This window comes from Streptomyces sp. AC1-42W, assembly GCF_003248355.1.
Lineage (GTDB): Bacteria > Actinomycetota > Actinomycetes > Streptomycetales > Streptomycetaceae > Streptomyces.
Window position 1 is genome coordinate 934,436 of sequence record NZ_QKWY01000002.1, and the last position, 25,767, is coordinate 960,202.

The 25,767-nt window shown below is 68.6% G+C and carries 38 protein-coding genes; 35 read left to right on the top strand and 3 right to left on the bottom strand.

The window, feature by feature from the left end; translation table 11 throughout:
* The first annotated feature begins 189 nt into the window (after nucleotides 1–189).
* The 31 genes from rpsJ to truA all read left to right on the top strand — a co-directional run bounded on the left by rpsJ (nucleotide 190) and on the right by truA (nucleotide 17,585).
* Nucleotides 190–498, top strand: a complete 309-nt coding sequence (rpsJ, locus tag DNK56_RS22180) for a 30S ribosomal protein S10 (RefSeq protein ID WP_003948644.1) — start codon at nucleotides 190–192, stop codon at nucleotides 496–498.
* 13 nt (nucleotides 499–511) lie between these two features.
* A complete protein-coding gene (rplC, locus tag DNK56_RS22185; protein ID WP_111339468.1) occupies nucleotides 512–1,156 on the top strand; it encodes a 50S ribosomal protein L3 in 645 nt (214 codons plus the stop codon).
* A gap of 4 nt (nucleotides 1,157–1,160) precedes the next feature.
* Nucleotides 1,161–1,811 carry a 50S ribosomal protein L4 gene (gene rplD / locus DNK56_RS22190; RefSeq protein ID WP_111337409.1) on the top strand — a complete coding sequence of 217 codons (651 nt, stop codon included), beginning with the start codon at nucleotides 1,161–1,163 and terminating at the stop codon, nucleotides 1,809–1,811.
* A complete protein-coding gene (gene rplW / locus DNK56_RS22195) occupies nucleotides 1,811–2,134 on the top strand; it encodes a 50S ribosomal protein L23 (RefSeq protein ID WP_111337412.1) in 324 nt (107 codons plus the stop codon). Before rplD ends, rplW begins: the two co-directional genes overlap by 1 nt.
* Before the next feature lie 49 nt (nucleotides 2,135–2,183).
* A complete protein-coding gene (gene rplB / locus DNK56_RS22200; protein WP_111337415.1) occupies nucleotides 2,184–3,020 on the top strand; it encodes a 50S ribosomal protein L2 in 837 nt (278 codons plus the stop codon).
* Nucleotides 3,021–3,032: 12 nt separating this feature from the next.
* Nucleotides 3,033–3,314: a 30S ribosomal protein S19 gene (gene rpsS / locus DNK56_RS22205; RefSeq protein ID WP_073964433.1), complete on the top strand. Its 282-nt coding sequence runs from the start codon at nucleotides 3,033–3,035 to the stop codon at nucleotides 3,312–3,314.
* Nucleotides 3,315–3,354: 40 nt separating this feature from the next.
* Nucleotides 3,355–3,702: a 50S ribosomal protein L22 gene (rplV, locus tag DNK56_RS22210; RefSeq protein ID WP_004571827.1), complete on the top strand. Its 348-nt coding sequence runs from the start codon at nucleotides 3,355–3,357 to the stop codon at nucleotides 3,700–3,702.
* Nucleotides 3,702–4,538 carry a 30S ribosomal protein S3 gene (gene rpsC, locus DNK56_RS22215; protein ID WP_111337418.1) on the top strand — a complete coding sequence of 279 codons (837 nt, stop codon included), beginning with the start codon at nucleotides 3,702–3,704 and terminating at the stop codon, nucleotides 4,536–4,538. The genes rplV and rpsC overlap by 1 nt, the downstream gene beginning before the upstream one ends.
* 5 nt (nucleotides 4,539–4,543) lie before the next feature.
* Complete coding sequence (rplP, locus tag DNK56_RS22220) at nucleotides 4,544–4,963, top strand: 50S ribosomal protein L16 (RefSeq protein ID WP_018101222.1); 420 nt, start codon at nucleotides 4,544–4,546, stop codon at nucleotides 4,961–4,963.
* Complete coding sequence (gene rpmC / locus DNK56_RS22225; protein ID WP_014047786.1) at nucleotides 4,963–5,187, top strand: 50S ribosomal protein L29; 225 nt, start codon at nucleotides 4,963–4,965, stop codon at nucleotides 5,185–5,187. The genes rplP and rpmC overlap by 1 nt, the downstream gene beginning before the upstream one ends.
* The gene (gene rpsQ, locus DNK56_RS22230) at nucleotides 5,187–5,474 is read left to right on the top strand and encodes a 30S ribosomal protein S17 (protein ID WP_111337420.1); all 288 of its coding nucleotides are present in this window, start codon (nucleotides 5,187–5,189) and stop codon (nucleotides 5,472–5,474) included. The genes rpmC and rpsQ overlap by 1 nt, the downstream gene beginning before the upstream one ends.
* 100 nt (nucleotides 5,475–5,574) lie before the next feature.
* The gene (rplN, locus tag DNK56_RS22235; RefSeq protein ID WP_003966950.1) at nucleotides 5,575–5,943 is read left to right on the top strand and encodes a 50S ribosomal protein L14; all 369 of its coding nucleotides are present in this window, start codon (nucleotides 5,575–5,577) and stop codon (nucleotides 5,941–5,943) included.
* Between the two features lie 2 nt (nucleotides 5,944–5,945).
* Nucleotides 5,946–6,269 carry a 50S ribosomal protein L24 gene (rplX, locus tag DNK56_RS22240; protein WP_111337423.1) on the top strand — a complete coding sequence of 108 codons (324 nt, stop codon included), beginning with the start codon at nucleotides 5,946–5,948 and terminating at the stop codon, nucleotides 6,267–6,269.
* Nucleotides 6,269–6,826, top strand: coding sequence for a 50S ribosomal protein L5 (gene rplE / locus DNK56_RS22245; RefSeq protein WP_018101220.1), 558 nt, complete (start codon nucleotides 6,269–6,271; stop codon nucleotides 6,824–6,826). Before rplX ends, rplE begins: the two co-directional genes overlap by 1 nt.
* Before the next feature lie 2 nt (nucleotides 6,827–6,828).
* Nucleotides 6,829–7,014 carry a type Z 30S ribosomal protein S14 gene (locus DNK56_RS22250; protein WP_003948630.1) on the top strand — a complete coding sequence of 62 codons (186 nt, stop codon included), beginning with the start codon at nucleotides 6,829–6,831 and terminating at the stop codon, nucleotides 7,012–7,014.
* A gap of 224 nt (nucleotides 7,015–7,238) precedes the next feature.
* Nucleotides 7,239–7,637, top strand: coding sequence for a 30S ribosomal protein S8 (gene rpsH / locus DNK56_RS22260; protein WP_018101219.1), 399 nt, complete (start codon nucleotides 7,239–7,241; stop codon nucleotides 7,635–7,637).
* Nucleotides 7,638–7,658: 21 nt separating this feature from the next.
* A complete protein-coding gene (gene rplF, locus DNK56_RS22265) occupies nucleotides 7,659–8,198 on the top strand; it encodes a 50S ribosomal protein L6 (RefSeq protein WP_111337426.1) in 540 nt (179 codons plus the stop codon).
* Between the two features lie 2 nt (nucleotides 8,199–8,200).
* Nucleotides 8,201–8,584, top strand: coding sequence for a 50S ribosomal protein L18 (gene rplR, locus DNK56_RS22270; RefSeq protein ID WP_111337428.1), 384 nt, complete (start codon nucleotides 8,201–8,203; stop codon nucleotides 8,582–8,584).
* 46 nt (nucleotides 8,585–8,630) lie between these two features.
* Nucleotides 8,631–9,236 carry a 30S ribosomal protein S5 gene (gene rpsE, locus DNK56_RS22275; RefSeq protein ID WP_111337431.1) on the top strand — a complete coding sequence of 202 codons (606 nt, stop codon included), beginning with the start codon at nucleotides 8,631–8,633 and terminating at the stop codon, nucleotides 9,234–9,236.
* Nucleotides 9,236–9,418 carry a 50S ribosomal protein L30 gene (gene rpmD / locus DNK56_RS22280; protein WP_018550611.1) on the top strand — a complete coding sequence of 61 codons (183 nt, stop codon included), beginning with the start codon at nucleotides 9,236–9,238 and terminating at the stop codon, nucleotides 9,416–9,418. Before rpsE ends, rpmD begins: the two co-directional genes overlap by 1 nt.
* A 1-nt stretch (nucleotide 9,419) precedes the next feature.
* Nucleotides 9,420–9,875 (top strand): 50S ribosomal protein L15, encoded by a 456-nt coding sequence (gene rplO, locus DNK56_RS22285; protein ID WP_018519290.1) that lies wholly within the window; start codon nucleotides 9,420–9,422, stop codon nucleotides 9,873–9,875.
* Nucleotides 9,876–10,099: 224 nt separating this feature from the next.
* A complete protein-coding gene (gene secY / locus DNK56_RS22290; RefSeq protein WP_111337434.1) occupies nucleotides 10,100–11,419 on the top strand; it encodes a preprotein translocase subunit SecY in 1,320 nt (439 codons plus the stop codon).
* Nucleotides 11,419–12,078 (top strand): adenylate kinase, encoded by a 660-nt coding sequence (locus tag DNK56_RS22295; RefSeq protein ID WP_111337436.1) that lies wholly within the window; start codon nucleotides 11,419–11,421, stop codon nucleotides 12,076–12,078. Before secY ends, DNK56_RS22295 begins: the two co-directional genes overlap by 1 nt.
* 127 nt (nucleotides 12,079–12,205) lie before the next feature.
* On the top strand, nucleotides 12,206–13,048 hold the full coding sequence (map, locus tag DNK56_RS22300) for a type I methionyl aminopeptidase (RefSeq protein ID WP_111337439.1): 843 nt from the start codon (nucleotides 12,206–12,208) through the stop codon (nucleotides 13,046–13,048).
* Nucleotides 13,049–13,270: 222 nt separating this feature from the next.
* Complete coding sequence (gene infA / locus DNK56_RS22305; protein ID WP_003956442.1) at nucleotides 13,271–13,492, top strand: translation initiation factor IF-1; 222 nt, start codon at nucleotides 13,271–13,273, stop codon at nucleotides 13,490–13,492.
* A gap of 59 nt (nucleotides 13,493–13,551) precedes the next feature.
* Entirely contained in the window at nucleotides 13,552–13,665 is a 114-nt protein-coding gene (gene rpmJ / locus DNK56_RS22310; RefSeq protein ID WP_003956441.1) for a 50S ribosomal protein L36, read from the top strand.
* 194 nt (nucleotides 13,666–13,859) lie between these two features.
* The gene (rpsM, locus tag DNK56_RS22315; RefSeq protein WP_018519286.1) at nucleotides 13,860–14,240 is read left to right on the top strand and encodes a 30S ribosomal protein S13; all 381 of its coding nucleotides are present in this window, start codon (nucleotides 13,860–13,862) and stop codon (nucleotides 14,238–14,240) included.
* Between the two features lie 105 nt (nucleotides 14,241–14,345).
* Nucleotides 14,346–14,750: a 30S ribosomal protein S11 gene (gene rpsK / locus DNK56_RS22320; protein WP_003948617.1), complete on the top strand. Its 405-nt coding sequence runs from the start codon at nucleotides 14,346–14,348 to the stop codon at nucleotides 14,748–14,750.
* A 138-nt stretch (nucleotides 14,751–14,888) separates the two neighbouring features.
* Nucleotides 14,889–15,911, top strand: coding sequence for a DNA-directed RNA polymerase subunit alpha (locus tag DNK56_RS22325; protein ID WP_073786804.1), 1,023 nt, complete (start codon nucleotides 14,889–14,891; stop codon nucleotides 15,909–15,911).
* A gap of 235 nt (nucleotides 15,912–16,146) precedes the next feature.
* Nucleotides 16,147–16,641, top strand: a complete 495-nt coding sequence (rplQ, locus tag DNK56_RS22330) for a 50S ribosomal protein L17 (protein ID WP_111337441.1) — start codon at nucleotides 16,147–16,149, stop codon at nucleotides 16,639–16,641.
* 89 nt (nucleotides 16,642–16,730) lie between these two features.
* The gene (truA, locus tag DNK56_RS22335) at nucleotides 16,731–17,585 is read left to right on the top strand and encodes a tRNA pseudouridine(38-40) synthase TruA (RefSeq protein ID WP_111337444.1); all 855 of its coding nucleotides are present in this window, start codon (nucleotides 16,731–16,733) and stop codon (nucleotides 17,583–17,585) included.
* Nucleotides 17,586–17,594: 9 nt separating this feature from the next.
* Here truA and DNK56_RS22340 read toward each other — a convergent pair whose 3' ends face one another.
* Nucleotides 17,595–18,461, bottom strand: coding sequence for a hypothetical protein (locus DNK56_RS22340; protein ID WP_111339470.1), 867 nt, complete (start codon nucleotides 18,459–18,461; stop codon nucleotides 17,595–17,597).
* A gap of 254 nt (nucleotides 18,462–18,715) precedes the next feature.
* On the opposite strand from DNK56_RS22340, the gene DNK56_RS22345 reads away from it, so the two are divergent.
* The 4 genes from DNK56_RS22345 to glmM all read left to right on the top strand — a co-directional run bounded on the left by DNK56_RS22345 (nucleotide 18,716) and on the right by glmM (nucleotide 23,116).
* Nucleotides 18,716–20,344, top strand: a complete 1,629-nt coding sequence (locus tag DNK56_RS22345) for an ABC-F family ATP-binding cassette domain-containing protein (protein WP_199563712.1) — start codon at nucleotides 18,716–18,718, stop codon at nucleotides 20,342–20,344.
* A 236-nt stretch (nucleotides 20,345–20,580) separates the two neighbouring features.
* Nucleotides 20,581–21,024, top strand: coding sequence for a 50S ribosomal protein L13 (gene rplM / locus DNK56_RS22350; protein ID WP_111337447.1), 444 nt, complete (start codon nucleotides 20,581–20,583; stop codon nucleotides 21,022–21,024).
* A 44-nt stretch (nucleotides 21,025–21,068) separates the two neighbouring features.
* Complete coding sequence (gene rpsI / locus DNK56_RS22355) at nucleotides 21,069–21,593, top strand: 30S ribosomal protein S9 (protein WP_111337449.1); 525 nt, start codon at nucleotides 21,069–21,071, stop codon at nucleotides 21,591–21,593.
* A 164-nt stretch (nucleotides 21,594–21,757) separates the two neighbouring features.
* A complete protein-coding gene (gene glmM, locus DNK56_RS22360) occupies nucleotides 21,758–23,116 on the top strand; it encodes a phosphoglucosamine mutase (RefSeq protein WP_111337451.1) in 1,359 nt (452 codons plus the stop codon).
* 25 nt (nucleotides 23,117–23,141) lie between these two features.
* Here glmM and DNK56_RS22365 read toward each other — a convergent pair whose 3' ends face one another.
* The gene (locus DNK56_RS22365) at nucleotides 23,142–24,689 is read right to left on the bottom strand and encodes a PH domain-containing protein (protein WP_111337454.1); all 1,548 of its coding nucleotides are present in this window, start codon (nucleotides 24,687–24,689) and stop codon (nucleotides 23,142–23,144) included.
* 80 nt (nucleotides 24,690–24,769) lie between these two features.
* On the bottom strand, nucleotides 24,770–25,741 hold the full coding sequence (locus DNK56_RS22370) for a DUF389 domain-containing protein (RefSeq protein WP_111337457.1): 972 nt from the start codon (nucleotides 25,739–25,741) through the stop codon (nucleotides 24,770–24,772).
* Nucleotides 25,742–25,767 lie beyond the last annotated feature (26 nt).

Here is a 25,767-nt window from a genome sequence, read left to right on the forward strand (position 1 = left end):
ACCGGCCAGGCACCCGGTGGGGATTCGCCCCCGGCAGCGTGGTCTTCGGCCCGCACCCCCTTGGTTGGGAAATCCTTCGGGACTTCTACGTAGAGGGGATGCGACACGCCCGACCGCGTGGGTCGGAGACGGAGTTACCGAACCCCGGGTTCCAGAGCGTGAATACGAGAGACAGGACTACTAGTAGCCATGGCGGGACAGAAGATCCGCATCCGGCTCAAGGCCTACGACCACGAGGTCATCGACTCCTCGGCGAAGAAGATCGTCGAGACGGTGACCCGCACTGGTGCGTCGGTCGCGGGCCCGGTGCCGCTGCCCACTGAGAAGAACGTGTACTGCGTCATCAAGTCGCCGCACAAGTACAAGGACTCGCGCGAGCACTTCGAGATGCGCACGCACAAGCGCCTCATCGACATCCTCGACCCCACGCCGAAGACGGTTGACTCGCTCATGCGTCTCGACCTGCCGGCGGGCGTCGACATCGAGATCAAGCTCTGAGGTGACGCGCGAGATGGCTAAGAACATTAAGGGCGTCCTGGGCGAGAAGCTCGGCATGACCCAGGTCTGGGACGAGAACAACCGGGTCGTCCCGGTGACCGTCGTCAAGGCCGGGCCCTGCGTCGTCACCCAGGTCCGCACCAACGACAGCGACGGCTACGAGTCGGTCCAGATCGCCTTCGGCGAGATCGACCCGCGCAAGGTGAACAAGCCCCTCAAGGGTCACTTCGCCAAGGCCGACGTCACCCCGCGCCGCCACCTGGTGGAGCTCCGCACCCCGGACGCGTCCGAGTACACGCTCGGCCAGGAGATCACCGCCGAGGTGTTCGAGTCCGGCGTCAAGGTCGACGTCACCGGCAAGAGCAAGGGCAAGGGCTTCGCCGGCGTCATGAAGCGCCACAACTTCCGGGGCCTCGGCGCCGGTCACGGCGTGCAGCGCAAGCACCGTTCCCCCGGTTCGATCGGTGGCTGCGCCACCCCTGGGCGTGTCTTCAAGGGCATGCGCATGGCCGGTCGGATGGGTAACGAGCGCGTCACCACCCAGAACCTGACCATCCACGCGGTTGACGCGGAGAAGGGTCTGCTGCTCATCAAGGGCGCGGTCCCCGGTCCGAACGGCGGCCTCGTCCTGGTCCGTACCGCGGCCAAGGGGGCTTGAGGTAATGAGCACCATTGACATCCTTTCGCCGGCAGGCGACAAGGCCGGTACCGTCGAGCTCCCCGCGGAGATCTTCGACGCGAAGACCAGCGTTCCGCTGATCCACCAGGTCGTCGTCGCACAGCTGGCAGCTGCCCGTCAGGGCACGCACAAGACCAAGTCCCGTGGCGAGGTCCGCGGTGGTGGGCGCAAGCCGTACCGCCAGAAGGGCACCGGCCGCGCGCGCCAGGGCTCGACCCGCGCGCCGCAGTTCGTCGGCGGTGGCGTCGTCCACGGCCCGCAGCCGCGTGACTACTCCCAGCGCACCCCGAAGAAGATGAAGGCCGCCGCCCTCCGCGGTGCCCTCTCCGACCGGGCGCGTCACTCCCGCATCCACGTCGTCACCGGCGTGGTCGAGGGTGGGATCTCCACGAAGGCCGCCAAGACGCTGTTCGGCAAGATCTCGGAGCGCAAGAACCTGCTCCTGGTCGTCGACCGCAACGACGAGGCCGCGTGGCTCTCCGCACGCAACCTGCCCCAGGTGCACATCCTGGAGCCGGGCCAGCTGAACACGTACGACGTGATCGTCTCTGACGACGTGGTCTTCACCCAGGCCGCCTTCGAGTCCTTCGTGTCTGGCCCCCAGACCGCTGAGACCGAAGGGAGCGACGCCTGATGAGCGAGGCGACCGTTACCAGCAAGACCTACGACGACCCGCGCGACGTTCTCGTCAAGCCGGTTGTCTCGGAGAAGAGCTACGCGCTGCTCGACGAGAACAAGTACACGTTCATCGTCGCGCCGGGCTCCAACAAGACCCAGATCAAGCAGGCCGTCGAGGCGGTCTTCTCGGTCAAGGTCACCGGGGTCAACACGATCAACCGCCAGGGCAAGCGCAAGCGCACCCGCACCGGTTTCGGCAAGCGCGCGGACACCAAGCGCGCCATCGTGACCCTCGCTGAGGGCGACCGTATCGACATCTTCGGCGGCCCGACCTCCTAGTGAGGCCGAGTCGTCCAGGATCCGGGAATCTTCCGAGGACTGAGACATAATGGGTATCCGCAAGTACAAGCCGACGACCCCGGGCCGTCGTGGCTCCAGCGTCGCCGACTTTGTCGAGATCACGCGGTCCACGCCGGAGAAGTCGCTGGTCCGCCCCCTGCACAACAAGGGCGGCCGTAACAACACCGGTCGTGTGACCGTTCGCCACCAGGGCGGTGGCCACAAGCGCGCCTACCGCGTGATCGACTTCCGTCGTCACGACAAGGACGGCGTGCCGGCCAAGGTCGCGCACATCGAGTACGACCCCAACCGCACCGCGCGCATCGCGCTCCTGCACTACGCGGACGGCGAGAAGCGCTACATCATCGCGCCGCGTGGCCTGGCGCAGGGCGACCGTGTCGAGAACGGCCCCGCCGCCGACATCAAGCCCGGCAACAACCTGGCGCTGCGCAACATCCCGGTCGGTACGACGATCCACGCCATCGAGCTGCGGCCCGGCGGCGGCGCGAAGTTCGCCCGCTCCGCGGGTGCCTCCGTGCAGCTGCTGGCGAAGGAGGGCACCATGGCCCACCTTCGTATGCCGTCGGGTGAGATCCGCCTGGTCGACGCCCGCTGCCGCGCCACCATCGGCGAGGTCGGCAACGCCGAGCAGTCGAACATCAACTGGGGCAAGGCCGGCCGCATGCGGTGGAAGGGCGTCCGCCCGACCGTCCGCGGTGTCGTCATGAACCCGGTCGACCACCCGCACGGTGGTGGTGAGGGCAAGACCTCCGGTGGCCGTCACCCGGTTTCGCCGTGGGGTAAGAAGGAAGGTCGTACTCGTTCGCCCAAGAAGGCGTCGAACAAGTACATCGTCCGCCGCCGCAAGACGAACAAGAAGCGCTAGGAGCGGGTTTAGATGCCGCGCAGTCTCAAGAAGGGGCCCTTCGTCGACGGCCACCTCGCCAAGAAGGTGGACGCACAGAACGAGGCAGGCACCAAGAACGTCATCAAGACCTGGTCCCGTCGCTCGATGATCGTCCCGGCCATGCTGGGTCACACCATCGCGGTGCACAACGGCAAGATCCACGTCCCGGTGTTCGTCACCGAGTCGATGGTCGGCCACAAGCTCGGCGAGTTCTCGCCGACTCGCACCTTCCGCGGCCACGTCAAGGACGACCGGAAGTCGAAGCGCCGCTAACGCGGGGTGACTGACTATGACTTACACCGAAGGGACAACCATGGAAGCCAGGGCCCAGGCGCGGTACATCCGCGTCACGCCCATGAAGGCCCGCCGCGTGGTGGACCTCATCCGTGGCATGGATGCCACGGAGGCTCAGGCGGTCCTGCGTTTCGCCCCGCAGGCCGCGAGCGTGCCGGTCGGCAAGGTGCTGGACAGCGCCATTGCCAACGCCGCACACAACTACGACCACACCGACGCCTCTTCGCTGGTCATCAGCGAGGCGTACGTGGACGAGGGTCCGACCCTGAAGCGGTTCCGTCCGCGCGCCCAGGGCCGCGCCTACCGGATCCGTAAGCGGACCAGCCACATCACCGTGGTCGTCAGCAGCAAGGAAGGAACCCGGTAATGGGCCAGAAGGTAAACCCGCACGGGTTCCGGCTCGGCATCACCACGGACTTCAAGTCCCGCTGGTACGCCGACAAGCTGTACAAGGACTACGTCAAGGAAGACGTCGCCATTCGTCGCATGATGACGAAGGGCATGGAGCGCGCCGGCATCTCGAAGGTTGAGATCGAGCGCACCCGCGACCGCGTCCGCGTCGACATCCACACCGCTCGTCCGGGCATCGTCATCGGCCGCCGCGGCGCCGAGGCCGACCGCATCCGCGGCGAGCTGGAGAAGCTGACCGGCAAGCAGGTCCAGCTGAACATCCTCGAGGTCAAGAACCCCGAGACGGACGCTCAGCTGGTGGCCCAGGCCGTCGCCGAGCAGCTGTCCTCCCGCGTCTCCTTCCGCCGTGCCATGCGCAAGAGCATGCAGAGCACGATGAAGGCCGGCGCCAAGGGCATCAAGGTCCAGTGCGGTGGCCGCCTCGGCGGCGCCGAGATGTCCCGCTCGGAGTTCTACCGCGAGGGCCGTGTGCCCCTGCACACGCTCCGCGCGAACGTCGACTACGGCTTCTTCGAGGCCAAGACGACCTTCGGCCGCATCGGCGTGAAGGTCTGGATCTACAAGGGCGACGTCAAGAACATCGCCGAGGTCCGCGCCGAGAACGCCGCCGCCCGTGCGGGCAACCGCCCGGCCCGTGGCGGCGCCGACCGCCCGGCCGGCCGCGGTGGCCGCGGTGGCGAGCGTGGCGGCCGCGGCCGCAAGCCGCAGCAGTCGGCTCCGGCCGCCGAGGCCCCCAAGGCCGAGGCGACCGCCGCTGCTCCGGCTGCTGAGAGCACCGGAACGGAGGCCTGACCGAAATGCTGATCCCCCGTAGGGTCAAGCACCGCAAGCAGCACCACCCGAAGCGCAGCGGTATGTCCAAGGGTGGCACGCAGGTTGCGTTCGGCGAGTACGGCATCCAGGCGCTGACCCCGGCCTACGTGACGAACCGTCAGATCGAGTCCGCTCGTATCGCCATGACGCGTCACATCAAGCGTGGCGGCAAGGTCTGGATCAACATCTACCCGGACCGTCCCCTGACGAAGAAGCCGGCCGAGACCCGCATGGGTTCCGGTAAGGGTTCGCCGGAGTGGTGGATCGCCAACGTCAAGCCCGGACGCGTCATGTTCGAGCTGTCGTACCCCAACGAGAAGATCGCCCGTGAGGCGCTGACCCGTGCGGCCCACAAGCTGCCGATGAAGTGCCGGATCGTCAAGCGCGAGGCAGGTGAAGCGTGATGTCGGCCGGTACCAAGGCGTCCGAGCTGCGCGAGCTGGGCAACGAGGAGCTCCTCAACAAGCTCCGCGAGGCCAAGGAAGAGCTGTTCAACCTCCGCTTCCAGGCGGCGACGGGCCAGCTCGAGAACCACGGTCGGCTCAAGTCCGTCCGTAAGGACATCGCCCGGATCTACACCCTGATGCGCGAGCGCGAGCTGGGCATCGAAACGGTGGAGAGCGTCTGATGAGCGAGAACACTGTGACTGAGAGCAAGACCGCCGAGCGCGGCTTCCGCAAGACCCGTGAGGGCCTCGTCGTCAGCGACAAGATGGACAAGACCGTCGTCGTCGCCGTCGAGGACCGCGTGAAGCACGCCCTGTACGGCAAGGTCATCCGCCGTACGAACAAGCTCAAGGCCCACGACGAGCAGAACGCCGCCGGTGTCGGCGACCGCGTCCTCCTGATGGAGACCCGGCCGCTGTCCGCCACGAAGCGGTGGCGCATCGTCGAGATCCTCGAGAAGGCCAAGTAATTCCTGAGGGGACTTCCCCTCGGGTCAGTTCCGCCAGGCTCGGCAGGGGTTCCCGTCAAGGGACCCCTGCCGGGAACCGGCAGACGATCAGGAGATAGACGTGATCCAGCAGGAGTCGCGACTGCGTGTCGCCGACAACACGGGTGCGAAGGAAATTCTCACCATCCGTGTTCTCGGTGGCTCGGGTCGCCGCTACGCGGGCATCGGTGACGTCATCGTCGCCACCGTCAAGGACGCGATCCCCGGTGGCAACGTGAAGAAGGGTGACGTCGTCAAGGCCGTCATCGTTCGCACCGTCAAGGAGCGTCGTCGCCAGGATGGCTCGTACATCCGCTTCGACGAGAACGCCGCCGTCATTCTGAAGAACGACGGCGACCCCCGCGGCACCCGTATCTTCGGCCCGGTGGGCCGTGAGCTGCGCGAGAAGAAGTTCATGAAGATCATCTCGCTCGCGCCGGAGGTGCTGTAAGCATGAAGATCAAGAAGGGTGACCTGGTCCAGGTCATCACCGGCAAGGACAAGGGCAAGCAGGGCAAGGTCATCGTGGCCTACCCGGCTCAGGACCGCGTCCTCGTCGAGGGTGTCAACCGGGTCAAGAAGCACACCAAGGCCGGCCAGACCGCTCGCGGTTCGCAGACCGGTGGCATTGTGACGACCGAGGCCCCCGTCCACGTCAGCAACGTGCAGCTGGTTGTTGAGAAGGACGGCAAGAAGGTCGTTACTCGCGTCGGCTACCGCTTTGACGACGAGGGCAACAAGATCCGTGTTGCCAAGCGCACCGGTGAGGACATCTGATGACTACCACCACCGCGCCGCGTCTCAAGACGCGCTACCGCGAGGAAATCGCCGGCAAGCTGCGTGAGGAGTTCTCCTACGAGAACGTCATGCAGATCCCCGGTCTCGTCAAGATCGTGGTCAACATGGGTGTGGGCGACGCCGCCCGCGACTCCAAGCTGATCGACGGTGCCGTCAAGGACCTCACCACGATCACCGGTCAGAAGCCGGCCGTCACCAAGGCCCGCAAGTCGATCGCGCAGTTCAAGCTGCGCGAGGGGCAGCCGATCGGCTGCCACGTCACCCTCCGCGGTGACCGCATGTGGGAGTTCCTGGACCGTACGCTGTCGCTCGCGCTTCCGCGTATCCGTGACTTCCGCGGCCTGTCGCCGAAGCAGTTCGACGGCCGTGGCAACTACACCTTCGGTCTCACGGAGCAGGTCATGTTCCACGAGATCGACCAGGACAAGATCGACCGGGTCCGGGGCATGGACATCACCGTGGTCACCACGGCGACCAACGACGACGAGGGTCGTGCCCTTCTTCGTCACCTCGGCTTCCCGTTCAAGGAGAACTGACCGTGGCGAAGAAGGCTCTGATCGCTAAGGCCGCCCGCAAGCCGAAGTTCGGCGTCCGCGGGTACACCCGCTGCCAGCGCTGCGGCCGGCCCCACTCCGTCTACCGCAAGTTCGGCCTGTGCCGCGTGTGCCTTCGTGAGATGGCTCACCGCGGCGAGCTGCCGGGCGTGACCAAGAGCTCCTGGTAATTCTCCTTCGCCCCTTGGGCGTTGGGAATCACCGGAGACTCTCGGTAAGCATCTGGTCGGCAGGAGCCCGGCTCCGCATGCCGTAGGCTTGCAGGGTTGGGCGCCTGCCGCCCATGACCGACTTACTACGCCGTAGGTCCCCGCACCGCACCCGTCCCGCCTCTGAGCGGGGAGAGGGATGGCGCATACAGGAAACCCCGGCGAGAGAGGCCGAAGGCCAACTCATGACCATGACTGATCCCATCGCAGACATGCTCACGCGTCTGCGCAACGCGAACTCGGCGTATCACGACGACGTCGTGATGCCGCACAGCAAGATCAAGTCGCACATCGCGGAGATCCTCCAGCAGGAGGGCTTCATCACCGGCTGGAAGGTCGAGGACGCCGAGGTCGGCAAGAACCTCGTCCTCCAGCTGAAGTTCGGCCCGAACCGCGAGCGCTCGATCGCCGGCATCAAGCGCATTTCGAAGCCGGGTCTGCGTGTCTACGCAAAGTCCACCAACCTGCCGAAGGTCCTCGGCGGCCTGGGCGTGGCGATCATCTCCACGTCCCACGGTCTCCTGACCGGCCAGCAGGCTCAGAAGAAGGGCGTAGGTGGGGAAGTCCTCGCCTACGTCTGGTAGTCGGGAACGGAGGAACAGCTCATGTCGCGAATCGGCAAGCTCCCCATCCAGGTTCCCGCCGGTGTGGACGTCACCATCGATGGCCGTACGGTCAGCGTGAAGGGCCCCAAGGGCACCCTGACGCACACCGTCGCGGCGCCCATCGAGGTCACCAAGGGTGAGGACGGCGTCCTGAACGTCGTCCGCCCGAACGACGAGCGTCAGAACAAGGCCCTGCACGGCCTGTCCCGCACGCTGGTGGCGAACATGATCACCGGTGTGACCCAGGGATACATCAAGGCGCTCGAGATCAGCGGTGTCGGTTACCGCGTCCAGGCGAAGGGCTCCAACCTGGAGTTCGCCCTGGGCTACAGCCACCCGATCCTGATCGAGGCCCCGGAGGGCATCACCTTCAAGGTGGAGACCCCCACGAAGTTCAGCGTCGAGGGCATCGACAAGCAGAAGGTCGGCGAGACCGCGGCCAAGATCCGCAAGCTGCGGAAGCCTGACCCGTACAAGGCCAAGGGCGTCAAGTACGCCGGCGAGGTCATCCGCCGCAAGGTCGGAAAGGCTGGTAAGTAGCCATGGCATACGGCGTGAAGATCGCCAAGGGCGACGCGTACAAGCGCGCGGCTCGCAAGCGGCGCCACATCCGCGTCCGCAAGCACATCTCCGGCTCGCCGGAGCGTCCGCGCCTGGTCGTGACCCGTTCGAACCGTCACATGGTGGCTCAGGTCATCGACGACATCGCGGGCCACACGCTCGCGTCGGCGTCGACCCTGGACGTCTCCATCCGTGGCGGCGAGGGCGACAAGAGCAGCCAGGCCAAGCAGGTCGGCGCCCTGGTCGCCGAGCGTGCCAAGGCCGCAGGCGTCGAGGCCGTCGTGTTTGACCGCGGTGGTAACCAGTACGCCGGGCGGATTGCCGCTCTGGCTGACGCCGCCCGTGAAGCCGGGCTGAAGTTCTAGCCCCGGTTCCTACGCACAGCGGACGTAACAGAGAGAGGTAAATCCAATGGCTGGACCCCAGCGCCGCGGAAGCGGTGCCGGTGGCGGCGAGCGGCGGGACCGGAAGGGCCGTGACGGCGGCGCTGCCGCCGCCGAGAAGACCGCGTACGTCGAGCGCGTCGTCGCGATCAACCGAGTCGCCAAGGTTGTGAAGGGTGGTCGTCGCTTCAGCTTCACCGCGCTGGTCGTGGTGGGCGACGGTGACGGCACCGTAGGTGTCGGTTACGGCAAGGCCAAGGAAGTTCCCGCGGCCATCGCCAAGGGCGTGGAAGAGGCCAAGAAGAACTTCTTCAAGGTCCCGCGCATCCAGGGCACCATCCCTCACCCGATCCAGGGTGAGAAGGCCGCGGGCGTCGTCCTGCTCAAGCCGGCTTCCCCCGGTACCGGTGTGATCGCCGGTGGCCCGGTGCGTGCCGTCCTCGAGTGCGCCGGCGTCCACGACATCCTGTCGAAGTCGCTCGGGTCCTCGAACCCGATCAACATCGTGCACGCGACCGTGGCGGCCCTTCGTGGCCTGCAGCGTCCCGAGGAGATCGCGGCCCGCCGCGGTCTGCCCCTCGAGGACGTCGCCCCCGCGGCCCTGCTTCGTGCGCGTGCGGGAGCGGGTGCGTAATGGCTCGCCTCAAGATCACGCAGACGAAGTCGTACATCGGCAGCAAGCAGAACCACCGCGACACCCTGCGTTCGCTCGGGCTCAAGCGCCTGCACGACGTGGTTGTCAAGGAGGACCGTCCCGAGTTCCGCGGCATGGTGCACACCGTCCGCCACCTCGTGACGGTTGAGGAGGTCGACTGACATGGCGGAGAACAAGCCGCTGAAGGCCCATGACCTCCGGCCCGCCCCGGGCGCCAAGACCGCCAAGACCCGTGTGGGCCGTGGTGAGGCGTCCAAGGGTAAGACCGCCGGTCGTGGCACCAAGGGCACCAAGGCCCGCTACCAGGTTCCGGAGCGCTTCGAGGGTGGGCAGATGCCCCTCCACATGCGCCTCCCGAAGCTCAAGGGCTTCAAGAACCCGTTCCGCACGGAGTACCAGGTCGTGAACCTGGACAAGCTCGCGACGCTCTACCCCGAGGGTGGAGAGGTCACGGTGGCCGACCTGGTCGCCAAGGGCGCCGTGCGCAACAACCACCTCGTCAAGGTCCTCGGACAGGGCGAGATCTCCGTGGCGCTGCAGGTTTCGGTTGACGCCGTCTCCGGCTCCGCCAAGGAGAAGATCACCGCCGCCGGCGGTACCGTCACCGAGCTCGTCTGAGACAACTCGGACACATCGGTGTACTGAACATCCGACCGGGGATGCCCTCTCAAATGGGGCATCCCCGGTTGGTCGTTCCTAGGGGGGCGGGTGCGCCGGTAAGGTGGCGTCCGTTGCTGTGGTAACCCCTGGGCGTTCGCCGTCCGGGGACTTTGATTGTTACGTATCCGTCGATCCTCAAGACCGTCACCTCTACGCTCTGCGCGGGGGTCGCAGGAGGCACCGTGCTCACCGGCTTCGCCCGGGCGTTCAAGACGCCCGACCTGCGCAAGAAGCTGCTCTTCACACTCGGCATCGTCGTGCTCTACCGGCTCGGGGCGCACATCCCCGTACCCGGCGTGAGTTACGAGAACGTCCAGACCTGTGTCGATCAGGCAAGCAAGGGCAACAACAGCCTCTTCGGCCTCGTGAACATGTTCAGCGGTGGTGCGCTGCTGCAGATCACGATCTTCGCGCTCGGCATCATGCCCTACATCACGGCCAGCATCATTCTCCAGCTGCTGACCGTGGTCATTCCCCGACTCGAGGCGCTCAAGAAGGAGGGGCAGTCCGGCCAGGCCAAGATCACGCAGTACACGCGTTATCTGACCGTCGCGCTCGCCATCCTCCAGGGCACCGGCCTGGTGGCCACCGCCCGCAGCGGCGCGCTGTTCAGCGGCTGCCCGGTCGCCGACCAGATCGTCCCGAACGACTCGCTCTTCACGACCATCGTGATGGTCGTCACCATGACCGCGGGCACCGCCGTCGTGATGTGGCTCGGTGAGGTCATCACCGACCGCGGCATCGGCAACGGCATGTCGATCCTGATGTTCATCTCGATCGCCGCCACCTTCCCGTCCGCCCTCTGGGCCATCAAGACCAGCGGCAAGCTCGCCGACGGCTGGATCGAATTCGCCACGGTGATCCTCGTCGGCTTCGTGATGGTCGCCCTCGTCGTCTTCGTCGAGCAGGCCCAGCGCCGTGTCCCGGTCCAGTACGCGAAGCGCATGATCGGGCGCCGTTCCTACGGCGGTACATCGACGTACATCCCGCTCAAGGTGAACCAGGCGGGTGTGATCCCCGTCATCTTCGCCTCGTCGCTGCTCTACATCCCGGCCCTGATCGTCCAGTTCTCGAACTCCACGTCCGGCTGGGCGATCTGGATCCAGGACCACCTGGTCAGGGGCAATCACCCGTACTACATCACCCTGTACTTCCTCCTGATCGTCTTCTTCGCGTTCTTCTACGTGGCGATTTCCTTCAACCCCGAGGAAGTGGCCGACAACATGAAGAAGTATGGTGGCTTCATTCCGGGTATCCGGGCTGGTCGACCTACTGCCGAGTACCTGAGCTACGTGCTCAACAGGATCACTTGGCCGGGCTCGCTGTACCTGGGGCTGATCGCTCTTGTGCCGACGATGGCGTTGGCAGGATTCAACGGTGCTGACCAGAACTTCCCGTTCGGCGGGACGAGCATCCTCATCATCGTGGGTGTGGGTCTGGAGACCGTGAAGCAGATTGAGAGTCAGCTCCAGCAGCGCAATTACGAAGGGTTCCTCCGCTGATGCGAATCGTCCTCGTCGGCCCGCCGGGTGCCGGCAAGGGAACGCAGGCCGCGTACCTTGCCAAGAACCTGTCGATTCCGCACATCTCCACGGGCGACCTCTTCCGCGCCAACATCAGCCAGGGCACTGACCTTGGCAAGCAGGCCCGCGCCTACATGGACGCGGGGCAGCTGGTGCCGGACGAGGTGACGATCGGGATGGCCAAGGACCGCATGTCCCAGCCGGACGCGGTCAACGGCTTCCTGCTCGACGGCTTCCCGCGCAACGTGGGTCAGGCCGAAGCCCTGGACGTGATGCTCAAGGACGAGGGCGTGAAGCTGGACGCCGTGCTCGACCTGGAGGTCCCCGAGGACGAGGTCGTCAAGCGGATCGCGGGTCGCCGCATCTGCCGCAACGACAGCGCGCACGTCTTCCACGCCACGTACAACCCGCCGAAGACCGAGGGTGTCTGCGACATCTGCGGCGGCGAGCTGTACCAGCGCGAGGACGACAGCGAGGACACGGTCCGTACCCGGCTGGAGGTCTACCACACGCAGACCGAGCCGATCATCGACTACTACCGGTCCCAGGACCTCGTGGTCACCATCTCCGCGCTCGGCAAGGTCACCGATGTGACCGACCGGGCCATGGAGGCGCTGAAGAAGTCCGCAGAGGACTGAGCAGCCCCCCGTAGTACCGCAGTACGAGCCGGCCGCGGCGTCCTCGGACGCCGCGGCCGACTGCGTGCCGCCGCGTATCGTGGACTATCCGTCCCCCGTCACCGCCCTACCGGAAAGGCGCCGCAGCATGGTGCAGATCAAGACCCCCGAGCAGATCGCCAAGATGCGTGAGGCGGGGCTGGTGGTCGCTGCCATCCACGCGGCGACCCGCGAGGCCGCGGTCCCCGGCGCCACCACCCGCGATCTGGACCAGGTCGCCCGCAAGGTGATCGCCGACCACGGGGCGAAGTCGAACTTCCTGGGGTACGGCGGGTTCCCCGCGACCATCTGCACCTCGGTGAACGAGGTCGTCGTCCACGGCATCCCGGACGACGACACGGTCCTCAAGGACGGCGACATCATCTCCATCGACGCCGGCGCCATCGTGGACGGCTGGCACGGCGACGCCGCGTACACGGCCTTCGTCGGTACGGGGCACGCCCCGGAGCTGATCGAGTTGTCCCGGGTGACCGAGGAGTCGATGTGGGCCGGCATCGCCGCGATGAAGGTCAACAACCGGCTGGTGGACATCTCCAAGGCGATCGAGTCCTACATCCGCCGCCAGCCCCGCCCGGCCACCGGCAAGTACGGGATCATCGAGGACTACGGCGGGCACGGCATCGGCACCGAGATGCACATGGACCCGCACCTGCTGAACTACGTCTCCCGCAAGCGCGGCAAGGGCATCAAGCTGGTGCCCGGTGTCTGCCTGGCGATCGAGCCCATGGTGTCCCTCGGCACGGCCCGTACGGAGGTGCTGGAGGACGAGTGGACGGTCATCACGACGGACGGCACCTGGTCCTCGCACTGGGAGCACTCCATCGCGCTCACGGAGGAGGGCCCGCTCGTCCTCACCGCCCCGGACTGCGGCCGCGAGAAGCTCGCGCAGTACGGCGTCCAGGCCGCCCCGGACCCTTCCCCAAGGTCTTAAGGACCAGGGGAGACCCCATTGCTGAGCCGCAGGCCGATCCGCTCCGATCGGACGCGATCCGTTCCGGTCGGGAGGTCTAAGGATCTCCTCCGGTGGGCAAACTTGACGGATTCGCCTTTGGCAGTCCGCTGACGTAGACTGACTCGTCGGCTCTCGTGCATCCGTGTGTCCGCATGCGGCGGAGCGAGAGACGATCAAGGTAGCCGATTCGAAAGGCGAAGCGTGGCCAAGAAGCAAGGTGCCATCGAAATTGAGGGCACCGTGATCGAGTCCCTCCCGAACGCCATGTTCAAGGTGGAGCTCCAGAACGGTCACAAGGTCCTCGCGCACATCAGCGGCAAGATGCGTATGCACTACATCCGCATCCTTCCGGATGACCGGGTCGTCGTGGAGCTCTCTCCGTACGACCTGACGCGTGGCCGGATCGTCTACCGCTACAAGTAGATCTTGCCGCCGCCCGCCTCCGCGCGGCGTCGGCACTGACCCGGAGAACCTGACATCCCATGAAGGTCAAGCCGAGCGTCAAGAAGATCTGCGACAAGTGCAAGGTGATCCGCCGTCACGGCCGGGTCATGGTCATCTGCGACAACCTGCGCCACAAGCAGCGCCAGGGCTGACGCACGACCCCCTGCATCTCGCAGTTCTTCGCGCGACGCACGTAACACGTACATACGCAGAACCCGTCCAAGCCACGGCTGACGGCACCTCCGGCGGGGGCCGGGGACCCGGACGTACCACCTCTCCCAGCGAGGGGTCGGCGGTCGGGAGTGGTTCTGCGGAAGACCCCCGACTTAACAACTGGAGCCATTGAATGGCACGCGTTTCAGGTGTTGACATCCCGCGCGAAAAGCGCGTGGAGGTTGCCCTCACCTACGTCTTCGGCATCGGGCGCACCCGGTCCAAGGAGATCCTCGCCACCACCGGCGTGAACCCGAACACCCGCGTTCGCGACCTGGCCGAAGAGGACCTGGTCAAGATCCGCGAGTACGTGGACGCCAACCTCCGCACCGAGGGTGACCTCCGCCGCGAGATCCAGGCCGACATCCGCCGCAAGGTCGAGATCGGCTGCTACCAGGGTCTGCGTCACCGCCGTGGCCTCCCGGTCCACGGTCAGCGCACCAGCACCAACGCCCGTACCCGCAAGGGTCCGCGTCGCGCGATCGCCGGCAAGAAGAAGCCGGGCAAGAAGTAGTCCTCAGCGGACGCACTGCGAGCGACCGGAATCCCGGGCCTCAGCAGCAACCAGCGGTCTTCGCTGTAGGACCGATCACCTCCCCTCTCCATCTGGAGTCAAGACATGCCCCCCAAGGGTCGTCAGGGCGCAGCCAAGAAGGTGCGTCGCAAGGAAAAGAAGAACGTCGCTCACGGCCACGCGCACATCAAGAGCACGTTCAACAACACGATCGTCTCGATCACGGACCCCACGGGCAACGTGATCTCCTGGGCCTCCGCCGGCCACGTCGGCTTCAAGGGCTCGCGCAAGTCCACCCCCTTCGCCGCGCAGATGGCCGCCGAGTCGGCCGCCCGCCGCGCGCAGGAGCACGGCATGCGCAAGGTCGACGTCTTCGTCAAGGGTCCCGGCTCCGGCCGTGAGACCGCGATCCGCTCCCTCCAGGCCACCGGCCTCGAGGTCGGCTCGATCCAGGACGTCACCCCGACGCCGCACAACGGCTGCCGTCCGCCGAAGCGTCGCCGCGTCTGATCCGGCACGGCCGGTGACGGCCGTACGGCAGTAGCGTGGGTACGGGCGGTATGCCCCCTGCGGGGGTGTACCGCCCGTATCCTTGTTTCATCTGTCGGGTGTCAAATAGTGGGCGCCCACGACTGAAGGATTCACATCATGCTGATCGCTCAGCGTCCGTCGCTGACCGAAGAGGTCGTCGACGAGTTCCGCTCGCGGTTCGTCATCGAGCCGCTGGAGCCCGGCTTCGGCTACACGCTCGGCAACTCCCTGCGCCGCACGCTCCTCTCCTCGATCCCGGGTGCCGCCGTCACGAGCATCCGCATCGACGGTGTCCTGCACGAGTTCACCACCGTGCCGGGCGTCAAGGAGGACGTCACCGACCTCATCCTCAACATCAAGCAGCTGGTCGTCTCCTCGGAGCACGACGAGCCGGTCGTGATGTACCTGCGCAAGCAGGGCCCCGGCCTGGTCACCGCCGCGGACATCGCTCCGCCGGCCGGTGTCGAGGTGCACAACCCGGACCTGGTCCTGGCCACGCTGAACGGCAAGGGCAAGCTGGAGATGGAGCTGACCGTCGAGCGCGGTCGCGGCTACGTCTCCGCCGTCCAGAACAAGCAGGTGGGCCAGGAGATCGGCCGTATCCCGGTCGACTCCATCTACTCGCCGGTGCTCAAGGTCACGTACAAGGTCGAGGCGACCCGTGTCGAGCAGCGCACCGACTTCGACAAGCTGATCGTCGACGTCGAGACCAAGCAGGCCATGCGCCCGCGCGACGCCATGGCGTCGGCCGGTAAGACCCTGGTCGAGCTGTTCGGTCTGGCCCGCGAGCTCAACATCGACGCCGAGGGCATCGACATGGGCCCGTCGCCGACGGACGCCGCGCTCGCGGCGGACCTGGCGCTGCCGATCGAGGAGCTGGAGCTCACGGTCCGCTCGTACAACTGCCTCAAGCGCGAGGGCATCCACTCGGTGGGCGAGCTGGTGGCCCGCTCCGAGGCGGACCTGCTCGACATCCGCAACTTCGGTGCGAAGTCGATCGACGAGGTCAAGGCGAAGCTGGCCGGTATGGGCCTCGCGCTCAAGGACTCGCCTCCCGGCTTCGACCCGACCGCCGCCGCCGACGCCTTCGGCGCCGACGACGACGCGGACGCCGGTTTCGCGGAGACCGAGCAGTACTGAGTCGCCTCCCGGCTGGGGTGCGCCCTGTTGGCAGGGGCGCCCCGGTCCGGGCGAGGGCTTCTGTCCTCAATCGCCGGACGGACTTGATTTTCGGGCTGAGGCCCGCATGTCGAGTGCGGAGGCCGACTCGCGAGAGTCGGCACGGCGGACAGCACATACTTCCGCGCGGCGGCCGCCGCGCGGGAACTGACACCGGTACCTGATACGGCCGGTGCAGCACACAAGGAGAAAACCCATGCCGAAGCCCGCCAAGGGTGCCCGTCTGGGCGGCAGCGCCGCGCACGAGAAGCTTCTTCTCAACAACCTCGCGAAGTCGCTGTTCGAGCACGGCCGCATCACCACGACCGAGGCCAAGGCCCGCCGCCTGCGTCCGGTCGCGGAGCGTTTCATCACCAAGGCGAAGAAGGGCGACATCCACAACCGTCGCCTGGTGCTGCAGTCGATCACGGACAAGGGCGTCGTCCACACGCTCTTCACCGAGATCGCCCCGCGGTACGAGAACCGCCCCGGTGGCTACACCCGCATCACCAAGATCGGCAACCGTCGTGGCGACAACGCCCCGATGGCCGTCATCGAGCTGGTCGAGGCGCTGACCGTGGCGCAGCAGGCCACCGGTGAGGCCGAGGCCGCCACCAAGCGTGCGGTCAAGGAAGACGCGGCCAAGAAGGACGAGACCCCGGTCGAGTCCGTCGAGGACGCGGCTCCGGTCGAGGACGCGAAGGACGCCTGAGCGTTCCGGAACCACTGAACGGGTCCGCACCACCCTCCGGGGCGGTGCGGGCCCGTTCGGCTTGTACGGGATCTTGAGAGGATGCGCTGGTGAGTGACGAGGTGGAGCCCGGATTCGTCCGGGTGCGGCTGGACCTGGCCTACGACGGCAAGGACTTCTCCGGCTGGGCGAAGCAGACCGCCCGGCGCACGGTCCAGGGCGAGATCGAGGACGCGCTGCGGACCGTGACCCGGTCCCCGCGCACGTACGACCTGACGGTGGCGGGCCGCACCGACGCCGGGGTGCACGCCCGCGGCCAGGTCGCCCATGTGGACCTGCCGGCCGGGGTGTGGACCGAGCACGAGGAGAAGCTGCTGCGGCGGCTCGCCGGGCGGATGGCGCCCGACGTCCGGGTCTGGCGGATCGCGGCGGCCCCGGCCGGGTTCAACGCCCGGTTCTCCGCCTTGTGGCGCCGGTACGCCTACCGTGTCTCCGACCGGCCCGGCGGGGCCGACCCGCTGCTGCGCGGCCATGTCCTCTGGCACGACCGCCCGCTGGACGTGGCCGCGATGAACGCCGCCGCCGCCCGGATGACCGGGGAGCACGACTTCGCCGCGTACTGCAAGAAGCGCGAGGGCGCGACGACCATCCGCACGCTCCAGCGGCTGCACTGGGTACGCGACGGGGCCAGCGGGATCATCACCGGCACCGTGCAGGCGGACGCCTTCTGCCACAACATGGTGCGCGCCCTCGTCGGCGCGATGCTCTTCGTGGGCGACGGCCGCCGCCCCGACCCGTGGCCGGCCGAGGTGCTGGCGGCCGGGGTGCGCGACCCCGGCGTCCACGTGGTGCGCCCGCACGGGCTGACCCTGGAGGAGGTCGCGTACCCGGAGGACGGGCTGCTGGCCGCGCGGGCGGTGGAGGCCCGCAACGTGCGCAGCCTGCCCGGGGCCGGCTGCTGCTGAGCGGGCGCCCTACGTGGTGGTGAGGTTCGCGGCGGCCGACGCCTGGACCTCGCCCCGGTGGCGGATCTGCCGGAACGTGTGGTCCGTGAGGTCGTCGCCGGTGCGGTACACGTCCTGGTCGGCCTTGGTGACGTTCCGGCCGTCCGTGAAGCCGCCGACCGTGAAGTACGCGTACCGGCCGTACGAGTTCGCGGTGCGGCGGCAGATCACGCCGTCGCGGCAGAACACCGGGACGCCGGAGCCGCTGAGCGAGGCCAGCCCGCCGCTCGCCTGCCGGGCGGTCCGCTTGGCCTGCGCCTCGGTGTCGAAGACCGCGACGCCCACGGTGACCGCCACGCCGTCCTTGCTGTACGTGGCCCGGATGACCTGGTCGCAGCCGTTGTTCCGGAGGATCGAGCCGAGGGCGCCCTGGGTGGTGGCGGCGCAGTTCTCGGTGCGGTGGGTGGCGCCCCGGGTGTACGTACGGTCGCCGGCGGTCAGCTTCGCGTCGGGGAAGAACGCCCGCACGTCGACCGGCAGCCGGTCCTTCGTGACGTCGGAGACGTAGTCCCTGGGGTCCGGAGGGGGCGGCGGAGCCACCGAGGAGAAGGACGGCTCGGGCGCGGGGATCTCGCTGGGCAGGTCGCTCGCGGTCGGCAGCTCGCTCGTGTGCTTCCCGGCGGTGGCGTCGGAGCCGTTCCCGTCGGCCGCGATGACGGCAAGCGCCACGGCCGCGGCGACGGCTGCGGTGGCCACCGCGCCCCCGCCGATGAACAGCCACCTGCGCCGCCTGGCCCGAGCCGCGGAGGCGTCGGCGAGCGCCTCCCAGTCGGGCGTTCCGCCGTTCCCCGGCCCCGCGGACCCCCAGGGCGAGGGCCCCCCATCCCCAAAGCTCATGCCGCGCATCCTAGTGCCCCTCCCGGCAAGCTTTGCCCCGTCGCGCCGCCCAGCACGCACGCTCGCCGCGTTGGCCGAAAGCCCTGGTAGCTCCTTCCCCAAGCTCTTGACGAGCAGGGGAGACCCCATCCAAGGGCTCTCGGCCGCCTTGCGATCGCACGCACTGGACGACGCTCCTTGCGGGGCAAACATTGCCGGTCGCGGCACTGGACGCCCGGTAATCCGGTTGGGTCAACGCTTCGGTGGCCGTGACAATGCTGTGCATGGGACATCTCGAAGCGGGCCATCTTGAGTACTACCTTCCGGACGGGCGGGTGCTGCTCGGCGATGCCTCGTTCCGGGTGGCCGACGGGGCCGTCGTCGCGCTCGTGGGCGCGAACGGCGCCGGCAAGACCACGCTGCTGCGGCTGCTGGCCGGAGAGCTCCAGCCGCACGGCGGCACCGTCTCGGTGAGCGGCGGGCTCGGCGTGATGCGGCAGTTCGTCGGCTCGGTGCGCGACGAGCGCACGGTCCGCGATTTGCTGGTCTCCGTCGCGCAGCCCCGCATCCGGGAGGCCGCGCTCGCCGTGGACCGCGCCGAGGAGCGCATCCTCACCGTGGACGACGAGGCCGCGCAGATGGCGTACGCGCAGGCGCTGAGCGACTGGGCGGAGGCGCGCGGCTACGAGGCCGAGACCCTGTGGGACATGTGCACGATGGCGGCCCTGGGCGTCCCGTACGAGAAGGCGCAGTGGCGCGAGGTGCGCACGCTCTCCGGCGGCGAGCAGAAACGGCTCGTCCTGGAGGCGCTGCTGCGCGGCCCCGACGAGGTGCTGCTGCTCGACGAGCCGGACAACTATCTCGACGTCCCCGGCAAGCGGTGGCTGGAGGAGCGGCTCAAGGAGACCCGTAAGACGGTCCTGTTCGTCTCCCACGACCGGGAGCTGCTGTCGCGCGCCGCGCAGAAGATCGTCAGCGTGGAGCCGGGCCCGGCCGGCAGCGACGTCTGGGTGCACGGCGCGGGCTTCGACACGTACCACCAGGCCCGCAAGGAGCGGTTCGCCCGCTTCGAGGAGCTGCTACGTCGCTGGGAGGAGGAGCACAAGCGGCTCAAGGCCCTCGTGCACCGGCTGCGCCAGCAGGCCGCGATCAGCCCCGACATGGCCAGCCGGTACCACGCGATGCAGACCAGGTTCCGCAAGTTCGAGGAGGCGGGCCCGCCGCCGGAGCCGCCGCGCGAGCAGGACATCCGGATGCGGCTGCGCGGCGGCCGGACCGGGGTGCGCGCGGTGACCTGCGCCGGGCTGGAGCTGACCGGCCTGATGAAGCCGTTCGACCTGGAGGTCTTCTACGGGGAACGGGTCGCGGTGCTCGGCTCCAACGGCTCCGGCAAGTCGCACTTCCTGCGGCTCCTCGCGGGCGAGCCCGTCGCGCACACGGGGGAGTGGAAGCTCGGCGCCCGGGTGGTCCCCGGCCACTTCGCGCAGACCCACGCGCACCCGGAGCTGCTGGGCCGCACGCTGGTGGACATCCTGTGGACCGAGCACGCCAAGGACCGGGGCGGGGCGATGTCCGTGCTGCGCCGCTACGAGCTGGAGCGGCAGGGGGACCAGGCGTTCGAGAAGCTGTCGGGCGGCCAGCAGGCCCGGTTCCAGATCCTGCTCCTGGAGCTGTCCGGCACGACCGCGCTGCTCCTCGACGAGCCCACGGACAACCTTGACCTGGAGTCGGCGGAGGCGTTGCAGGACGGTCTGGAGGCGTACGAGGGCACGGTGCTCGCGGTGACGCACGACCGCTGGTTCGCGAAGAGCTTCGACCGCTATCTGGTCTTCGGCTCGGACGGGGTCGTCCGGGAGACCTCGGAGCCGGTGTGGGACGAGCGGCGGGTCGAGCGGGCCCGGTGAGGGGGAGCGGCGGGGGCGCGTTTTGACCCGTCCGGGGCGATGCGGGTAGGGTCGAGGACTGTTATGCGTATGGGCAGTGTCGTTTGGATGCGAGAAGCCCGTACGTAAGTTCTCTGGAGCAGTTACCAGTGGCTCGCATACGGGCATCGCCCCGGCATTGTGCGCCCCAGCTGCATGATCGCTTCAGAGGTGTCGTGTGTCTGGACCCCATCCACTGAAGAAGCGAAGGCTACGAAGTGCGTACGTACAGCCCCAAGCCCGGCGATGTGACCCGCCAGTGGCACGTCATTGACGCGCAGGACGTCGTCCTGGGCCGTCTCGCCACCACGGCTGCGAACCTCCTCCGAGGCAAGCACAAGGCGATCTACGCCCCCCACATGGACATGGGCGACTTCGTCATCATCATCAACGCCGACAAGGTTCACCTGTCCGGCAACAAGCGCACCCAGAAGATGGCCTACCGCCACTCCGGCTTCCCGGGCGGTCTGCGTTCGGTGCGTTACGACGACCTCCTGGCGAACAACCCGGAGAAGGCCGTCGAGAAGGCCATCAAGGGCATGATCCCCAAGAACTCCCTGGGCCGTCAGATGATCTCGAAGCTGAAGGTCTACGCGGGCGACCAGCACCCGCACGCTGCGCAGCAGCCGGTCCCGTACGAGATCACCCAGGTCGCGCAGTAGTTCCGGCCTCCCCCCAAGACATAAAGAAAGATCTGAGGAGAATCGTGGCCGAGACCACTGTAGACACCGTCGAGGGCACCGACGGCGACGAGAACTACGCCGAGGTGACCACCTTCGAGTCGGAGGTCCCCGTCGAGGGCGAGTACACCTCCGAGTCGCTCGCCGGCCGCTTCGGCGACCCGCAGCCCGCCGCCGGCCTGGGCCGCCGCAAGAACGCGATCGCCCGCGTCCGGATCGTCCCCGGCACCGGCAAGTGGAAGATCAACGGTCGCACCCTGGAGAGCTACTTCCCCAACAAGGTGCACCAGCAGGAAGTCAACGAGCCCTTCAAGGTGCTTGAGCTGGACGGCCGCTACGACGTCATCGCCCGTATCGCGGGTGGCGGCGTCTCGGGTCAGGCCGGTGCCCTGCGCCTCGGTGTCGCCCGCGCGCTGAACGAGGCGGACGTGGACAACAACCGTCCGACCCTGAAGAAGGCCGGCTTCCTCTCCCGCGACGACCGTGCGGTCGAGCGCAAGAAGGCCGGTCTCAAGAAGGCCCGCAAGGCCCCGCAGTACAGCAAGCGCTAAACCGCCTGCTCACCCGCGTTACACGTTCGCCCCGACGGCACACCTCGTGCTGCCGGGGCGTTCGTTTATCGACATCCTCGGGCATATAACGACATAAGGCGTTCATAGGCTTGTTGGTTGCTTGATCTGACTTTTGCGTTTCGGAGCACTTTCGGAGGACAACAGTGGGACGACTCTTCGGCACGGACGGCGTGCGTGGCGTCGCCAATGCGGACCTGACGGCCGAGCTCGCGCTCGGGCTCTCGGTGGCCGCGGCGCACGTACTGGCCGAGGCGGGTACTTTCGAGGGCCATCGGCCCACGGCCGTGGTGGGCCGTGACCCGCGCGCGTCCGGAGAGTTCCTGGAGGCGGCGGTCGTGGCCGGCCTCGCGAGCGCGGGCGTCGACGTACTGCGCGTCGGCGTGCTGCCGACCCCCGCGGTGGCGTACCTGACCGGCTCGCTGGGCGCGGACCTCGGGGTCATGCTCTCCGCCAGCCACAACGCGATGCCGGACAACGGTGTCAAGTTCTTCGCCCGCGGCGGCCAGAAACTGGCCGACGAGCTGGAGGACCGCATCGAGTCGGTGTACGAGCAGCACCGCACCGGTGCGCCGTGGTCCCGGCCCACCGGCGCCGGCGTCGGCCGCGTCACCGACTACGCGGAGGGCTTCGACCGGTACGTCGCCCACCTCATCGGCGTCCTGCCCAACCGGCTCGACGGCCTCAAGGTCGTCCTGGACGAGGCGCACGGCGCCGCCGCCCGCGTCTCGCCGGAGGCGTTCGCCCGCGCCGGGGCCGAGGTCGTCACGATCGGCACCGACCCGGACGGGCTGAACATCAACGACGGCTGCGGCTCCACCCACCTGGAGCTCCTGCGCGCCGCCGTCGTCGAGCACGGCGCGGACCTCGGCATCGCGCACGACGGCGACGCCGACCGCTGCCTGGCCGTCGACGCGACGGGCGCCGAGGTCGACGGCGACCAGATCCTCGCCGTGCTGGCCCTCGCCATGCGCGAGGCCGGCCGGCTGCGCGGGGACACCGTGGTCGGCACCGTGATGTCGAACCTCGGCTTCAAGCTCGCCATGGAGCGCGAGGGCATCCAGCTCGTCCAGACCGCCGTCGGCGACCGCTACGTCCTGGAGTCGATGAAGGCCGAGGGCTACGCGCTGGGCGGCGAGCAGTCCGGCCACGTCATCGTCCTGGACCACGCCACGACCGGCGACGGCACCCTGACCGGCCTGATGCTGGCCGCCAGGGTCGCCGCGACGGGCCGCAGCCTCGCGGAGCTGGCCGGCGTCATGGAGCGGCTGCCGCAGGTCCTGGTCAACGTCCCGGACGTGGACAAGTCCCGCGTGCACACCTCGCAGGAGGTCGCCGCGGCCGTCGCCCAGGCGGAGCGGGAACTGGGCGCCACCGGCCGCGTCCTGCTGCGTCCCTCGGGCACGGAGCCGCTGGTACGGGTCATGGTCGAGGCGGCGGACATCGAGCAGGCCCGCGCGGTGGCGGGCCGGCTGGCGGACGTGGTGAAGTCGGCGCTGGGCTGAGCGGTTGGCGGTTGGCGGTTGGCGGTTAGCGGGGGTGGGCCGGGTCCGGGTCTCCCCCGTCCGCGTCGCGCTCGCGCCTCAGCGCGTCCAGGATGCGGGCCAGGTCGCCGGGGGCGGCGGCCAGCCTGACCGGCTCACCGGCGTCGTCGATCTCGGCGATGTGCCAGCCGCGGGGCGCGAGGTCGCCGTCGCTGCCCCGGGCCCGCCGCACGTCCACCACGGTCAGGTGTTCCGCCGGGATGCGGTGGGCGGCGAAGCGGCCGGGACCGGGGTGCGGGGTCACGGCGGGCGGGCCGCCACCGATGACGACATGGGTGCCGTACAGGTTCGGGTTGTACGCGGTGTGCTCCAGGAACCGGGCGGACAGGAAGTGGTCGCGCCCGTCCGGTGCGACGACGGGGGTCTCGCCGGGGGCGCGGAGGCGGGTGGCGCGCCAGGCCAGGACGAACGCGACCGCGCTGCCCGCCGTGCCCGCCGCCGCCCAGACCACGGTGCCGGGCGAGCCCGGCGGGTCCGTGGGGCGCAGGGCGCACAGCGGCAGCAGCCACGCGGCCGTCAGGGCGAACGCTCCCGCGAACGGCAGGGCCGAGGGCAGCAGCTCGTCGTCCCGCAGCCGGCGCCCGCGCCTGCGGATCAGCAGCAGCGACCCCGCGTACCCCGCGCCGAGCGCGCAGGCGGCGGAGAAGACGGCCACCTCACCGGGGCCGGTCAGGTGGTCGCGCCACACGTGCCGCTCGCCGGTGACCGTACGCGGCCGGCCGTGCCAGAACACCAGCTCGACCTTCTCGCCCGAGCGGAACGCGGAGGCGTCGTCCTGGGCGACCGCCAGCCGGTGCAGGGGCTCGTCCCCGGTGAAGTACAGATAGCTGCTGCCCCTGCCCCCGTTGACGTCCGTCCGCTCGATGACCCCGGTGAACGTGGTCAGGCACGTGCGGCGGTCACCGGCCGGGGTGGCGTCGGTGCAGGGCACGGCCGCCCGCCAGGCGCGCTGCTCCGCCGCGGCGTCCGCCACGTAGGTGGCCGCGACGGCCGAGGCGGTGAGCAGCAGCGCGCACACGATCCAGGTGACGACGGGCCGGCGCCCCGCCGCCCGGTGCGTGATGACGGGCGCCTCGCCGTCCGGCGCGGGGCTCCCGTACCGGCGGTGCAGGGCGCGCAGCGCCTCCAGCTCCGCGTCGAACCGGGCGAGGTCGGTGCCGCTGATCGGCAGCGGCAGCCGGAACGACCGCCCGTTCTCCAGCAGCACGCTGACCCGGTGGATGTCGTGGTTCCTGCCGGGCTGGATGTCGCGGCGCAGCTCCGCGACGCGGGACCACGGCACCGAACGGCGGCGCAGCAGGGTTCGGGAGCGCAGCCCGTACGCGCCGGCGGTGAGCCGGGCGGTGGCCGGATACAGGAAGATCGGCCCCATCAGCGCGATCACCACGCACAGCCAGAACACGACGGCGGGTGCCTGCGGCCACTGCCGTACGAGCAGCACGGCCAGGACCGCCGCGACGGCACACACCCCCGTACCCCACCACGACACGTTCCGCGCGGGAACGCGGTGGATCACTTCCCCTGGTTCGGACATGGCCGCATCGTGTCAGCGCCCCGGCGTCCGGTGCTTGTGGGGGTTACGGCAGTCCGGACGCCCCCGATCCTGCCGGTACGTCACCCGGGGCTGCCGTTCGCCGCCGCCGGGGGCTCCTTGGCGCGCCGGCGGCGCTGGGCCGCGTGCCACAGCGCCTTCTGCGTGATCAGCGTCAGCGTGCCGGCCAGCACGATGCCGCCGAGGTTCTCCGCGAGCTGGCGCGCCGAGCCGGACATCTGGGTGTAGTCGCTGTAGCTGAAGGCCACCGCCGCGTTGGCCGCGGCCGGTACGGTCGTCACCGAGATGGCGACCCCGATCAGTGCGCCGGACTTCGACGAGGTGAGCGAGAGCGTGCCGGCGATGCCCGCCAGGAACGCCACGACGAACGACAGCCAGTCCGGCTGCCAGACGAACGAGGTGTTGGGCCGGTCGGCCTCGATCATGCTCTCCCGGAACAGCCCGAGCAGGTCCATCAGCCAGGAGAAGCCGGCGGTCAGCGCCATGGCCGCCGCGAAGCCGCCGACCAGCGCCCACAGCGAGCGCCACACCAGGTGCGGGGCACGCTGGACCAGGGCGGTGGAGATCCCGGCCAGCGGCCCGAACTCGGGGCCGACCGCCATCGCGCCCACGATGAGGATCGCGTTGTCGAGCATCACACCGCAGGCCGCGAGCATGGTGGCGACGGCGAGGAACGCCAGGTAGGTGACGCTGAACGTGGACTCCTCGTGGGTCGCCTCGGACAGCTCCTCCCACAGCACCGCGTCCGCGCCCTCGCCGGGCGCCTCCTCCTCGGCCCGGTCGGCGCAGGCGGAGAGCGTGAGGTCCAGGCCGTTCACCGTGATCGCCCCGTACCGGTCGACGCCGAGCCGCCGCAGCGCCCCGATCAGCTCGTCGCCCGCCTCGCGCGCCACATCGCACAGCACCACGTCACCGGACGGGTCGCGGGCCACGCCGGGCAGCACGGCGAGATGGGCGGTGCCGGGCGTCCGCTCCAGCAGGCGCACCACCTCGTCCGTACGGTCGGCGGGCACGATGAGGCGCAGATGCAGCACGGAGCACCCTTCCAGGAGCCGGACCC